This window comes from Bacillus sp. JJ1521, from assembly GCF_036965165.1.
In the GTDB taxonomy this organism is placed as follows: domain Bacteria; phylum Bacillota; class Bacilli; order Bacillales; family Bacillaceae_L; genus Ferdinandcohnia.
The window spans coordinates 1-13725 of the sequence record NZ_JBALOX010000101.1 but is presented as its reverse complement, the minus strand read 5'-3'; the positions used below and the strand labels follow the sequence as shown (position 1 = coordinate 13725).

At 39.2% G+C, this 13725-nt stretch carries 10 protein-coding genes and 1 pseudogene; 10 read left to right on the top strand and 1 reads right to left on the bottom strand.

Annotation, left to right across the window (positions count from 1 at the left end):
- Positions 1–4 precede the first annotated feature (4 nt).
- The 5 genes from carB to pyrE are packed head-to-tail and all read left to right on the top strand — an operon-like array spanning position 5 to position 6219.
- Positions 5–3190, top strand: coding sequence for a carbamoyl-phosphate synthase large subunit (gene carB / locus V7147_RS14885; RefSeq protein WP_335368625.1), 3186 nt, complete (start codon positions 5–7; stop codon positions 3188–3190).
- The gene (locus V7147_RS14880) at positions 3187–3966 is read left to right on the top strand and encodes a dihydroorotate dehydrogenase electron transfer subunit (protein WP_335368624.1); all 780 of its coding nucleotides are present in this window, start codon (positions 3187–3189) and stop codon (positions 3964–3966) included. The genes carB and V7147_RS14880 overlap by 4 nt, the downstream gene beginning before the upstream one ends.
- Positions 3963–4874: a dihydroorotate dehydrogenase gene (locus V7147_RS14875; protein ID WP_335368623.1), complete on the top strand. Its 912-nt coding sequence runs from the start codon at positions 3963–3965 to the stop codon at positions 4872–4874. Before V7147_RS14880 ends, V7147_RS14875 begins: the two co-directional genes overlap by 4 nt.
- The gene (gene pyrF / locus V7147_RS14870; RefSeq protein ID WP_335368622.1) at positions 4874–5590 is read left to right on the top strand and encodes an orotidine-5'-phosphate decarboxylase; all 717 of its coding nucleotides are present in this window, start codon (positions 4874–4876) and stop codon (positions 5588–5590) included. The genes V7147_RS14875 and pyrF overlap by 1 nt, the downstream gene beginning before the upstream one ends.
- Positions 5587–6219, top strand: coding sequence for an orotate phosphoribosyltransferase (gene pyrE / locus V7147_RS14865; protein WP_335368621.1), 633 nt, complete (start codon positions 5587–5589; stop codon positions 6217–6219). The genes pyrF and pyrE overlap by 4 nt, the downstream gene beginning before the upstream one ends.
- Positions 6220–6262: 43 nt before the next feature.
- Here the strand turns inward: pyrE and V7147_RS14860 are convergent, their stop codons facing one another.
- Complete coding sequence (locus tag V7147_RS14860) at positions 6263–7972, bottom strand: Rqc2 family fibronectin-binding protein (RefSeq protein ID WP_335368620.1); 1710 nt, start codon at positions 7970–7972, stop codon at positions 6263–6265.
- Positions 7973–8456: 484 nt separating this feature from the next.
- On the opposite strand from V7147_RS14860, the gene V7147_RS14855 reads away from it, so the two are divergent.
- The 5 genes and pseudogenes from V7147_RS14855 (at position 8457) to rpoZ (ending at position 13652) form a co-directional block, all read left to right on the top strand.
- Positions 8457–11147, top strand: a complete 2691-nt coding sequence (locus tag V7147_RS14855; RefSeq protein WP_335368619.1) for a calcium-translocating P-type ATPase, SERCA-type — start codon at positions 8457–8459, stop codon at positions 11145–11147.
- A 440-nt stretch (positions 11148–11587) separates the two neighbouring features.
- Positions 11588–12463, top strand: coding sequence for a YicC/YloC family endoribonuclease (locus V7147_RS14850; protein ID WP_335368618.1), 876 nt, complete (start codon positions 11588–11590; stop codon positions 12461–12463).
- A gap of 60 nt (positions 12464–12523) precedes the next feature.
- On the top strand, positions 12524–12787 hold the full coding sequence (gene remA / locus V7147_RS14845; protein WP_010282579.1) for an extracellular matrix/biofilm regulator RemA: 264 nt from the start codon (positions 12524–12526) through the stop codon (positions 12785–12787).
- A gap of 12 nt (positions 12788–12799) precedes the next feature.
- Positions 12800–13419: pseudogene (gmk, locus tag V7147_RS14840) on the top strand (guanylate kinase).
- Positions 13419–13652, top strand: coding sequence for a DNA-directed RNA polymerase subunit omega (gene rpoZ, locus V7147_RS14835; protein WP_335368617.1), 234 nt, complete (start codon positions 13419–13421; stop codon positions 13650–13652). The pseudogene gmk and the gene rpoZ overlap by 1 nt, the downstream one beginning before the upstream one ends.
- The last annotated feature ends 73 nt before the right edge of the window (positions 13653–13725 follow it).

Genomic DNA, 13725 nt, shown 5'->3' with positions numbered 1-13725 from the left:
CAGTATATTAGTAATCGGATCTGGTCCCATTGTAATTGGGCAGGCAGCTGAATTTGATTATGCAGGAACTCAAGCCTGCCTCTCTTTGAAAGAAGAAGGCTACCGAGTGATTCTTGTGAACTCAAACCCAGCAACCATTATGACAGATGTTGAAATTGCGGATAAAGTATATATTGAGCCATTAACATTAGAATTTGTTAGTAAAATCATTCGTAAGGAAAGACCAGATGCTATTCTTCCAACACTAGGTGGGCAGACAGGTTTAAACATGGCAGTAGAGCTTTCAAAATCAGGTATTCTTGAAGAATGTGGAGTTGAAATCCTTGGAACAACTCTTTCCGCGATTGAAAAAGCAGAGGACCGTGATTTATTCCGTAACTTAATGAAAGAACTTAATGAGCCTGTGCCAGACAGTGATATTATCCATAACTTAGAAGAGGCTTACAGTTTTGTTGAAAGAGTAGGCTATCCTGTAATAGTTAGACCAGCTTTCACACTCGGAGGTACTGGTGGCGGAATTTGTAACAATGAAGAAGAATTAATTGAAATCGTAACAAGCGGTTTAAAAAATAGCCCTGTCACACAATGTTTATTAGAAAAAAGCATTGCAGGTTTTAAAGAAATCGAATTTGAAGTCATGCGTGACTCAGCAGATAATGCAATTGTTGTATGTAGCATGGAAAATGTAGATCCGGTTGGGATTCATACAGGTGACTCAATTGTGGTGGCACCATGCCAAACCTTAACTGACCGTGAATATCAATTATTAAGGCATACATCTTTAAAAATTATTCGAGCACTTGGAATAGAAGGTGGCTGTAATGTACAGCTAGCGCTTGATCCGTATAGCTTTACTTACTATATTATCGAGGTTAACCCACGTGTCAGCCGTTCTTCCGCTTTAGCATCAAAAGCAACGGGTTACCCAATCGCAAAGCTAGCAGCGAAGATTGCAGTTGGTTTAACTTTAGATGAAATGAAGAACCCTGTAACAGGTACGACTTATGCAGCGTTTGAACCTACAATCGACTATATTGTTACAAAAATTCCACGTTGGCCATTTGATAAATTCGAGTCAGCAAACCGCCGACTAGGTACGCAAATGAAAGCAACTGGGGAAGTCATGGCAATTGGGCGTAATTTTGAGGAATCCATTTTAAAAGCCGTTCGTTCTCTCGAGGCAAATGTAGCTCATATTGAACTTGAGGATGCGACAAATGCTGATCTTGCAACAATTGAAAAGAGAATTCGAAAAGCGGGAGATGAACGTTTATTTTATCTTGCAGAGGCAATTAGACGAGGCATCACGATCCAGCAAATTCATGAATGGTGTGAAATTGATCTATTCTTCCTACAAAAGTTTGAAAATATTATTAAGCTTGAAAACACTATACGTAAGAATGCTGATGATCTAGAAACATTACAACTTGCGAAAAAGAGAGGCTTTTCCGATTCAAGTATTGCAAAGCTTTGGAATACCACAGAAATGGAAATTTATGAAACTCGTAAACAAGCGGGAATTGTTCCAGTATATAAAATGGTTGATACGTGTGCAGCTGAATTTGAATCAGCAACACCTTATTACTACGGAACATATGAAGATGAAAATGAATCACTTGTTACGGACCGAAAAAGTGTGATTGTTCTCGGTTCAGGACCAATTCGCATTGGACAGGGAGTGGAGTTTGATTATGCTACTGTTCATTCCGTTTGGGCAATTAAACAAGCAGGCTATGAAGCAATCATTATCAACAATAATCCTGAAACAGTCTCTACTGACTTCAGTATTTCAGATAAGCTATATTTTGAGCCCCTAACAATTGAAGATGTTATGCATATCGTCGACCTTGAACAGCCTGAAGGTGTAGTTGTCCAATTTGGTGGTCAAACAGCTATCAATCTTGCGAGTGCTTTAGATGAGCGTGGGGTAAAAATTCTTGGCACATCATTAGAAGACTTAGACCGTGCTGAAAACAGAGATAAATTTGAGCAAACTGTTGTTTCACTTGGTATTCCACAGCCTAAAGGGAAAACAGCAACTTCAGTTGACGAAGCAGTCGTGATTGCAGAATCAATTGGCTACCCAGTGCTTGTAAGACCCTCATATGTATTAGGTGGAAGAGCAATGGAGATTGTTTACCAAACCGAAGAACTGCTTCATTATATGGAAAATGCGGTGAAGATTAATCCACAGCATCCGGTACTAATTGACCGTTATTTAACTGGTAAAGAAATTGAAGTAGATGCAATTTCAGATGGTGAAACAGTGTATATTCCTGGAATCATGGAACATATCGAACGGGCAGGAGTTCACTCAGGTGACTCGATTGCCGTATACCCACCACAAACTTTAACAGAGCATGTAAAACAACAAATCATTGACCATACAATTGCACTTGCAAAAGGTTTAAACATTATCGGTCTATTAAACATTCAATTTGTTGTCTATAACGAAGAAGTATTTGTAATTGAAGTAAACCCAAGATCAAGCCGTACAGTACCATTTTTAAGTAAGATTACAGGCGTACCAATGGCGAATATCGCGACAAAGGTTATTCTTGGACAATCTTTACCATCATTAGGTTATACAACAGGAATACATTCGGAATGTGAAGGAGTATACGTGAAGGTTCCTGTCTTCTCGTTTGCAAAGCTTCGCAATGTGGACATTTCCCTTGGACCTGAAATGAAATCAACAGGGGAAGTAATGGGTAAAGACTATACATTAGAAAAAGCGTTATACAAAGGCCTAGTAGCTTCAGGAATCACGATTCCAAATTACGGCTCTGTGTTATTAACGGTGGCAGATAAAGACAAGGAAGAAGCACTTGAAATCGCCAAACGCTTCCATACCATTGGTTATCAACTTCTAGCAACAAGTGGTACTGCAAGCTACTTACAGAAGGCAAATATTCCAGTTACAGTTGTAAATAAAATTGGTGCAGAAACACCTAATCTAATTGATGTCATCCGACAAGGAAAAGCACAATTCGTAATAAATACATTAACAAAAGGAAAGCAGCCTGCAAGAGATGGCTTTAGAATTCGCCGTGAAACAGTTGAAAATGGAGTTGCATGTTTAACTTCATTAGATACAGCGAAAGCAATCGTGAAAGTACTAGAATCAATGACATTCTCCAGTGAATCAATGGGTTCTCACGTTGGGAAGCGTGAGGTGGTCCATTCATGATTAAAAAGGAACAAATGAAGGTTGTCCGCCACATTCAAATTGCAGAGGATATTTTTGAGCTTAAACTAGCAGGGGCGTTGGTGCAGGAAATGAATGAGCCAGGACAATTTGTTCATGTAAAGGTTAGTGATGGAATCGATCCACTGTTAAGAAGACCGATTAGTATTGCAAATATTAATTATGAAGATGGGGAATGCACACTCATTTATCGAAAGGAAGGACTCGGAACACTGGTCCTTTCTGAAAAAAATATCGATCAATCAGTCGATGTCCTTGGCCCCCTCGGAAATGGTTTTCCCGTTGATGAAGTTGAAATAGGGCAAACCGCATTGCTTGTCGGCGGAGGAATTGGTGTTCCACCTCTTTATGAATTATCAAAGCAATTAGTTGCAAAGGGTGTAAATGTCATCCATGTGCTCGGATTCCAATCAAAATTTGCTGTCTTTTATGAAGATAAATTTAATGAGTTAGGCAAAACATATATAGCTACAATTGATGGGTCAGTTGGAATAAAAGGGTTTGTGACAGATGTCATCACTAATTTCGGAATCACATTTGATACCCTTTATTCTTGTGGTCCAACACCGATGCTTAAGGCACTTGAAAATGCCTATCCTGACCGAAATGCATATATCTCTTTAGAAGAAAGAATGGGCTGTGGCATAGGTGCATGCTTTGCATGTGTTTGTCATCTTCAGAATGATCCAGATGGCTATTCCTATAAAAAGGTCTGCAGTGATGGTCCGGTATTTAAGGTTGGAGAGGTGGTACTATGAATAGGCTTCTTATTGAGCTACCAGGTTTATCACTAAAAAATCCAATCATGCCAGCCTCGGGCTGCTTCGGATTCGGAAAAGAGTACTCGCAATTTTATGATTTAAGCAAGTTGGGTGCAATTATGATTAAGGCAACAACTGCACAGCCAAGATTCGGAAACCCAACTCCCCGAGTGGCAGAAACAAGTGCAGGTATGTTAAATGCTATCGGCCTGCAAAATCCAGGACTTGAGAAGGTTCTGTCTGAAGAACTACCATGGCTTGAGCAATTTGATGTGCCGATAATCGCGAATGTCGCTGGTTCACAAATTGAAGACTATGTCGAGGTAGCAAAAGATATTTCAAAAGCACCTAATGTTCATGCACTCGAATTAAATATATCGTGTCCGAATGTTAAAACAGGGGGAATTGCTTTCGGTACGATCCCGGAGGTTGCGGCAGAGCTTACGCGGTATGTGAAAGAAGTATCAAGTGTACCGGTTTATGTAAAATTATCACCAAATGTTTCAAACATCGTAGAAATGGCAAAAGCAATTGAAGCAGCGGGTGCAGATGGTTTAACTATGATCAATACGTTAATCGGAATGCGCATTGACCTTAAAACTGGGAATCCAATTTTAGCAAATAAAACAGGTGGATTATCAGGTCCAGCTATCAAACCTGTTGCGATTCGCATGATTCATGAAGTGAGTCAGGCTGTGTCGATTCCAATTATCGGCATGGGAGGCGTTCAATCGGCTGAAGATGTGCTTGAATATTTTTATGCTGGCGCAAGTGCTGTCGCAGTGGGTACTGCAAACTTCGTCGATCCACTTGTCTGCCCAACAATCATTGATGAGCTACCAAGTTTACTAGACAAATATGGATTTGAGCATATTTCTGAATGTCAGGGAAGGAGCTGGAAGTAATGCACCGACCACTAATAATCGCGCTGGATTTTCCAAATCTAACAGATGCCAAAGGTTTTCTAACAGCTTTCGGGGAGGAACAGCTTTTCGTAAAAGTTGGAATGGAATTATATTATCAAGATGGACCATCTGTCATTCATTTTTTAAAAGAGCAAGGTCATTCTATTTTTTTAGATTTAAAGCTTCATGATATTCCAAATACCGTATATTCCAGCATGAAGCGTCTTGCAGGACTTGGCGTTGACCTAGTCAATGTGCATGCTGCAGGAGGGCGGAAGATGATGGAAGCAGCAAGAGAAGGACTAGAAGCTGGAACAGTCATTGGACAATCAAGACCAAAGTGTATTGCCGTCACTCAACTTACAAGCACAACTGAAGACGTGATGAAAAAAGAATTACTCATAGAACGAAATTTATTAGATGTAGTTGTGGAATATGCAGCATTAACGAAAGAAAGCGGATTGGACGGAGTGGTCTGCTCCTCCCTTGAAGTTCCAGTCATTAACAATAGACTAGGAAACACATTTATGACTGTTACACCAGGAATCCGTCAGGCAAGTGATGAAATTGGCGATCAAGCACGCGTTGTTACGCCTGAAAAAGCGCGAGAATTAGGCTCAACAGCGATCGTGGTTGGTCGTTCAATCACACGCGCAACTAACCCATTACAAACATATAAACAGATGAAAGCTGCATGGGAAGGGGTAAGAGTATGAGTAAAGAAATAGCAGGACGTTTATTAGAAATTGGTGCGGTATTTTTACAGCCGAATGAACCGTTTACTTGGTCTTCAGGATTGAAATCTCCTATTTATTGCGACAATCGAATAACCCTTTCTTTTCCACATGTTCGAAGGGAAATCGCTAAGGGACTATCTGAATTAATCCAAACTCACTATCCTGAAGTCGAAGTTTTAGCTGGAACTGCAACAGCAGGAATTCCTCACGCTGCATGGGTAAGTGATGTTTTAGATTTACCGATGTGCTATGTTCGCAGTAAAGCAAAAGCACACGGAAAAGGAAATCAAATTGAAGGTAAGGTAGTAAAGGGACAAAAAGTAGTGGTCATTGAAGACCTTATTTCAACAGGTGGTAGTGCAATAACTGCTGCTGAAGCACTTCGTGAAGCAGGCTGTGAAGTACTGGGCATCGCGGCAATTTTCTCGTATCAACTACCAACAGCGGCAGAACGTTTAAATATGGCACATCTTAGCGCACATACATTAACAGATTATCCAACGTTAATTGATGTCGCTTTAGAAAAAAATGTCGTGTCAGAAAAGGATATTGAAAGCCTACAAAACTGGCGTAAAAACCCAGGGGAATGGTTAACTACCAAAGCTTAATAAAAACACAAAAACCCTAGGTGTGATCCTAGGGTTTTTATAGTTATTTTCGTAGCTTTACTATTAAATCTTCTTCTGGAGTAACATATACGGTTTGTTGATTGTCATAGATGACATAACCGGGCTTTGAACCATTTGGTTTTTTGACATAACGTACTAATGTGTAATCGACCGGAACAGATGAGGAGTTTTTAGCTTTACTAAAATAAGCAGCAATTGTCGCAGCCTCAAGTATTGTCTCTTGTGAAGGTTGTTTGCTTCTAATAATGACATGCGATCCTGGAATTTCTTTCGTGTGAAGCCAAATATCATCCCTTGCTGCAAATTTATTTGTTAAATAATCATTTTGTTTATTGTTTTTTCCTACAAGGATTTCTGTTCCATCACTCGCTTCATAATGCTCAATAGACGGTTTCGTAGGCTTCATTTTTTTATTACCTTTTTGTTGCTTCATTTTAAGGTAACCTTCCTCCATAAGCTCTTCACGAATTTCCTGTAAATCCTTTGGTGCGGCGGATTCAATTTGCTGAAGGAGTGAGTCAAAATAGGTGATTTCTTCACTGGCCTTCTCGATTTCATGTTTGACAAAGATAACCGCATTCTTAGCCTTCTGGTATTTTGAAAAATAGCTTTGTGCATTTTCCGATGGTGTTCTCTGAGGGTTTAATGGGATTTTTACTATCTCATTGTCTTCTGAATAGTAATTTAACACATTGGCTTCTTTATCGCCCCGCGTTATCGCGTACATATTTGCTGTTAAGAGCTCACCAAATAGCTTATATTTTTCTGCTTTTTCTGATTCTACTAATGTTGCTTCAAGTTTTTTAATTTTCTTCTCATTTTTCGATTTTTCATTGACGATAAACCGTTCTAGATCGTTTCCTTGCTGCTTAACCCTGTCTCTTTCTGCTTTGCCAAAATAAAAACGATCAAGCATTTCACTTATCGATGGGAATTCTTTAGCCTCGCCGTCAATATGATGTAAAGGAAGAATATAGAAATAATCCTTATGACCTTTTGTGATGATTTGCGGTGTAATTTGATTTTGTTTTAAGTTCTCAATCATAGATAAAAAGGGTCCTGGCAGTGTTTTACGGTTGGCTATCCCTGCTCGAAAAACAGCTTCCTTTGCAAAAAGCGGGGAAAGGCCAGAAAATTTATTAACAATTTGTTGATCTATTTTACCAGCATTAAAATCTATTTTTTTCAAAAATGCTTCTTCATCGACTGTAAAAGGATCTGTCTTTTCTTGGGCTGGTGGTGCAACATATGTGTATCCTGGTAACACAGTGCGGTGACGATTGACTGCCGGTGAAACATGTTTTATGCTGTCTAGAATGATCCGTTTTTCCGTATCAACAAGAATGATATTACTATGTCTGCCCATAATTTCAATGATTAGTTGTTTTAGTGATACATCACCAAGTTCATTTCTACCTCTAATATCAAAGATGATGATTCTGTCCATGTCTATCTGACGGATATTTTCTATAATGCTTCCCTCAAGATGTTTGCGGAGCAACATACAAAACATCGGTGGCTCATTTGGATTATCATATGATTCATTTGTCACATGAATACGGGCGTAACTAGGGTGAGCAGAAAGCAATAGCTTATGATTCCTACCATTTGAACGAACCTGAAAAATTAATTCATTTTTATATGGTTGATAGATTTTTGAAATTCTTCCACTTTCAAGTGTTTGCTGTAATTCATTCACTATTTGCTTAGTGAATATCCCATCGAATGTCATTTATGTATCCTCTTTTCTATATCAATAAGAAACTAAATAAGCTAAGTATTAGTTTTGGTGTCTAGCCCCAGGCGCCATTGGCTCGAGGTCACAATCCAATCGCTACTGAAGGCAAACTGCGCCTTCTGTCAGCGCTTGTCTTGTGCTGGTCGCCGATAATCAGGCACCTTGCGCGTTTCTAACTGCACCAACAAATCGGTCTCTAATAAAAAGTATAGCATTTTTTTGGACGAGACTGAATAAGCTTTCATAGAAGTAGTACTCAATTTATCAGAAGTCGGCCACTTCTGATGAATTGAGTCCAAGCCTCCGGCGGATGCCACGATTTTCAAAGGAAATTTTTCGAGCAGTAAGATCGAAGACTAAAGACGCCACATCCTGTGGCAACGTCTTCATGACCCACATCGTGTGGGCCTAAAAATCGGGCGCAAATACGCCAAGGCGCATTTGATTATGTTTATTGTGAGGGGTGTGTAAAAGACGGATGAAGTGGTATGAGCTTAGATCAGAAGAGGTCGAAAAAAAAGTGAATACAAGCCTTTCTAATGGTCTTACCGACCAAGAAGTAAAACAGCGACAAAAGCAATTTGGATATAATGAATTGAAGGAAGCGGAACGCCCTTCAGCAATTTTGCTTTTTTTAGCTCAGTTTAAAGATTTCATGGTGCTTGTATTACTAGCTGCAACTCTTGTTTCCGGGTTGTTAGGGGAATACATTGATGCCATCGCAATTATGGCAATTGTTTTAATCAATGGGTTTTTAGGTTTTTTCCAGGAACGAAAAGCAGAAAAATCGCTTCAAGCCTTAAAAGAGCTATCTGCACCTCAAGTGAATGTATTACGAAATAATGAATGGGCTCGCATTCTTTCAAAAGAACTTGTTATAGGTGATATTATTAAATTCACCAGTGGCGACCGGATTGGAGCAGATCTTCGATTAGTTGATGTGAAAAGTCTAGAAATTGAAGAATCTGCCCTGACAGGGGAATCTGTTCCTGTCACAAAGCATGTTGAACCGATTCGTGAAGGTGACGTTTCACTTGGTGACCAAGAAAATATGGCCTTTATGGGAACGATGGTGACGCGTGGCAGTGGGGTGGGTATCGTAGTTGGAACGGGTATGAATACAGCAATGGGTCAAATTGCAGAACTTCTACAATCAGCACAAGCGATGATTACACCATTGCAAAGAAGATTAGAACAGCTAGGGAAAATCTTAATAACAGTTGCATTAATATTAACCCTTTTAGTCGTCGTCGTAGGTGTTATTAATGGACATGAACTGTATGAAATGTTCCTAGCGGGAGTTTCATTGGCTGTTGCTGCAATACCAGAAGGGCTCCCTGCAATTGTTACAGTTGCACTTTCATTAGGTGTTCAACGTATGATCAAGAAAAATGCAATTGTACGTCGATTACCAGCTGTTGAAACATTAGGCTGTGCCTCGGTCATATGCTCCGATAAAACCGGTACAATGACTCAAAATAAAATGACAGTTACACATCTATGGTCGGGTGGCAAAACGTGGTCTGTATCAGGTACAGGCTATGATGTAAAAGGTGAATTTTTTGCAGGAGAAAAAGTAATCAAGCCCTCCGATCATAAAACACTTCAACAATTATTAACCTTTGGCGTTTTATGTAATAACGCTTCATTAAAGCGAAAAGATGAGACAATCGTTGTAGATGGTGACCCGACAGAAGGAGCTCTTTTGGTAGCGGGCATTAAGGCAGGACTAACAAATGAATTTCTAGCAGGGCAATTTGATATAGTTGATGAGTTCCCGTTTGATTCTGCAAGAAAAATGATGAGTGTCATTGTCAAGGACAAGGCAGGAAATCAGTTTGTCGTGACAAAAGGTGCACCAGACGTCTTACTAGGCATAAGTAAATCGGTCCTTTGGGATCATAAACAACAACCATTATCAATAGAGTACGAGAATAATATTAAAAATGCGATTGAAGATTTAGCTTCAAATGCCCTCCGGACGATTGCGGTTGGCTTTAAACCGCTAAGACCCAATCAACAATTAACATCTGAACGTGAGGCAGAAAGTGACTTAACCTTTATTGGAATTCAAGGGATGATTGATCCTCCACGTCCAGAGGTAAAAGCAGCTGTTAAAGAGTGTAAGGATGCAGGAATAAAGACAATTATGATAACTGGTGATCATCTCATTACAGCTAAAGCAATCGCTACTCAGCTTGGGATTCTACCAGCTGGTGGTAAAGTACTAGATGGATATGCTCTTTCAAAAATGGATGTCGAAGAACTAGAGGCCATTGTTGATGATGTCTATGTATATGCAAGGGTATCACCTGAACATAAACTTAAAATTGTTAAAGCCCTTCAAAGCAGGGGACATATCGTTGCGATGACGGGTGATGGGGTAAATGACGCTCCTGCAATTAAAGCATCCGATATCGGAATTGCAATGGGAATTACCGGAACAGATGTAGCGAAAGAAGCATCATCATTAGTATTGCTAGATGATAATTTCGCAACGATTAAAGCGGCAATTAAAGAAGGTCGAAATATCTATGAAAATATTAGAAAATTTATCCGTTATTTATTAGCTTCCAATGTCGGTGAAATTCTTGTTATGTTATTTGCCATGTTAATGAGTCTTCCATTGCCACTCGTACCGATCCAAATTCTTTGGGTTAACCTTGTAACAGACGGATTACCAGCAATGGCTCTGGGACTTGATCAACCAGAAGGTAATTTAATGAAACATGGGCCGCGACATCCAAAAGAAGGGGTCTTTGCTAGAGGATTGGGCTGGAAAATTATTAGCCGCGGATTCTTAATCGGTATCGCAACACTAGCTGCCTTCGTGGTGGTGTACCATCGGGATCCAAATAATTTAGGTTATGCGCAAACAATCGCATTTGCAACACTTGTTATGGCTCAGTTAATACATGTATTTGATTGTCGGAGTGAACGGTCCATTTTCCACCGAAACCCATTCCAAAATATGTATTTAGTTTGGGCGGTTATTTCATCACTTGTATTAATGCTGGTTGTGATTTACTATCCGCCACTACAACCAATCTTCAAGACATATGCTATTGCACCAAGAGATTGGCTCCTAGTGATCGGAATGTCCGCAATTCCAACATTCCTATTAGCAGGATCTTTATTAACAAGCAAGCGTTCAACTGCTCGTGCCTAAAAAAGCATGAGACTTGGAATTTAGATACAAAACTATGTTATAATTCATGAGGTAATGGAGTTCATACTCTATTACCTTTTTTCGTTCGTCTAGCTCCAGCGCCTAGCCCCTCGAGGTCACAATCCAATCTGTCAAGAAGGTCAAAGAACAACCTTCTAGCCAGCTCGTCTTGTGCTTGTCTGACTTGCACAGGACAAGGAAAACTTCGAGAGCATAAACATCGCACGAAGAAAATGCATAGCATTTTCGAGGAAGTGCTGACATCGACGTTTGCCACAGGACGTGGCAGTAGTTAGTCGATGTTCCACTTTCAAGGTGCTTGCGCTTTGGTTTTTTGTTAAGAACTATTCGATTTTAGAAAACAATGGTAAAATAAAAAATGCATACTTCGAACGTATACATAAGCGATATACCTGTTAAGTCAGATTGGAAGTGATATGATGATTGCAAGTATGACAGGTTTTGGGCGTGCCAAAAAAGAATCGAATGACTTCTCTGTTCATGCAGAGCTGAAATCTGTTAACCATCGATTCTGTGAAATCAACATAAGATTACCTAGACAACTACTGTTTCTTGAGGATAAAATAAAAAAAGCTATATTGGAGCATGTAAAAAGAGGACGGGTCGAGGTATTTCTTACAATTGAAGGCGAAGGCCTTGTTACCAAAACGATCTCCATTGACTGGGATTTATTAGAGGCACTTGTTTCGTCAACGAAGCAAATCCAAGAAAAATACCAACTTACCGATCAACTCACAAGTGGACAGCTACTCTCTAATGAAAAAATTCTTTCAATCGAAGAAAAAGAAATGGAAAATCAAGAACTAGAATCAACCGTCATTGAGGTCATTGAAAATGCAGTAATTCAATTAATACAAATGAGGGAAACGGAAGGACGGAAACTAATCGAAGATATCTTTTCATTTCTATTACAAATTGAAGAGAATGTATATTTGATTAAGGAATACGCACCAAAAGTAGTTACTCAATATCGTGACCGTATTGAAAAAAGAATTAAAGAATATGTGGGAAATGAATTTGAGGAAAATCGAGTCCTCACAGAGGTTGCATTATTTGCGGAAAAAGCTGATATCAGTGAAGAGCTAACACGACTTGAAAGTCATATAAGTCAATTTAGGGAAGCCGTACAAACAAATGATCCAATTGGCAGAAAACTTGATTTTATCGTTCAGGAAATGAATAGGGAGACGAATACAATTGGTTCAAAAGCAAATGATCCTTTAATTGCAAAACATGTAGTGGAAATGAAAAGCTTACTAGAGAAAATAAAAGAGCAAGTACAAAATATCGAATAAGCTTGATTATAAAGCCATTTTCGCGGCAAAAATAGAGGGGTACATAATGGGGGAGATTAAGTGCAAATCAAATTAATAAATATCGGATTTGGGAATATTGTCTCGGCCAACAGAATTATTTCAATTGTTAGTCCCGAATCTGCTCCAATTAAACGAATTATTCAAGATGCCAGAGATCGGGGAATGCTTATTGATGCTACATATGGAAGAAGGACACGCGCAGTTATGATTATGGATAGTGACCATATTATCCTATCTGCAGTCCAGCCAGAGACAGTTGCACAAAGACTATCAAAAGAAGATGAGCTAACAGACGAAGGGTAGGGTTAAGAACGAATGAAAGAAAGAGGTTTACTAATTGTTTTATCTGGTCCATCTGGTGTGGGAAAAGGAACTGTCCGAAAAGCGATTTTTTCACAGCCAGATACAAAATTTCAATATTCCATTTCAACGACGACAAGAAAGCCTCGCGCGGGCGAGGTAGACGGTGTCGATTACTTCTTTAAAACGAAAGAAGAATTTGAGGTATTAATTGAAAACAACAAGCTTCTTGAATGGGCAGAGTATGTTGGGAACTATTATGGAACCCCAATTGATTATGTTGAATCAACCTTACAAGAAGGGAAAGATGTTTTTCTAGAAATCGAAGTTCAAGGTGCACTTCAAGTAAGAAAAGCATTCCCAGAAGGTTTGTTCATTTTCTTAGCGCCACCAAGTCTGAAAGAATTAAAGAACAGAATCGTTACGAGGGGTACTGAAACTGATGATTTAATTCTGAACAGAATGATGGTTGCTAAAGAAGAAATTGAGAAATGATGGACGCCTACGATTATGTTGTAGAAAATGATCAAGTTGAGCTTGCTTGCAATCGAATTAATGCGATTGTTACAGCTGAACATTGTCGCCGTGATCGTGTAGCAAGACGCTATAAACAAATGCTGGAGGTTGATTTTTAATGTTAAACCCATCTATTGACTCATTATTAAATAAATTAAATTCTAAATATACTCTTGTGACAGTTGCTGCTAAAAGGGCAAGAGTCATGCAAGAAAAGAATGATGGAATGGTACAGAAGCCTGTATCCTTTAAATCAGTTGGTAAAGCACTAGAAGAAATCGATGGTGGTCTTCTTTATTATTCAATTGATAAAAAGTCAGATGATGATACACTACCAACAACTAATGAATAACCGAAAATAACAACCTCTCAAGTAGGTTGTTATTTTTTTAGTAATGTCTAGCCAAAGTGCCTAGCCCCTCGAG

Coding starts and splice junctions, on each gene's coding strand:
- V7147_RS14855 (WP_335368619.1), top strand. CDS start 8,457: ATGAAGTGGTATGAGCTTAGATCAGAAGAGGTCGAAAAAAAAGTGAAT.
- pyrE (WP_335368621.1), top strand. CDS start 5,587: ATGAGTAAAGAAATAGCAGGACGTTTATTAGAAATTGGTGCGGTATTT.
- V7147_RS14880 (WP_335368624.1), top strand. CDS start 3,187: ATGATTAAAAAGGAACAAATGAAGGTTGTCCGCCACATTCAAATTGCA.
- V7147_RS14875 (WP_335368623.1), top strand. CDS start 3,963: ATGAATAGGCTTCTTATTGAGCTACCAGGTTTATCACTAAAAAATCCA.
- pyrF (WP_335368622.1), top strand. CDS start 4,874: ATGCACCGACCACTAATAATCGCGCTGGATTTTCCAAATCTAACAGAT.
- V7147_RS14860 (WP_335368620.1), bottom strand. CDS start 7,972: ATGACATTCGATGGGATATTCACTAAGCAAATAGTGAATGAATTACAG.
- rpoZ (WP_335368617.1), top strand. CDS start 13,419: ATGTTAAACCCATCTATTGACTCATTATTAAATAAATTAAATTCTAAA.
- V7147_RS14850 (WP_335368618.1), top strand. CDS start 11,588: ATGATTGCAAGTATGACAGGTTTTGGGCGTGCCAAAAAAGAATCGAAT.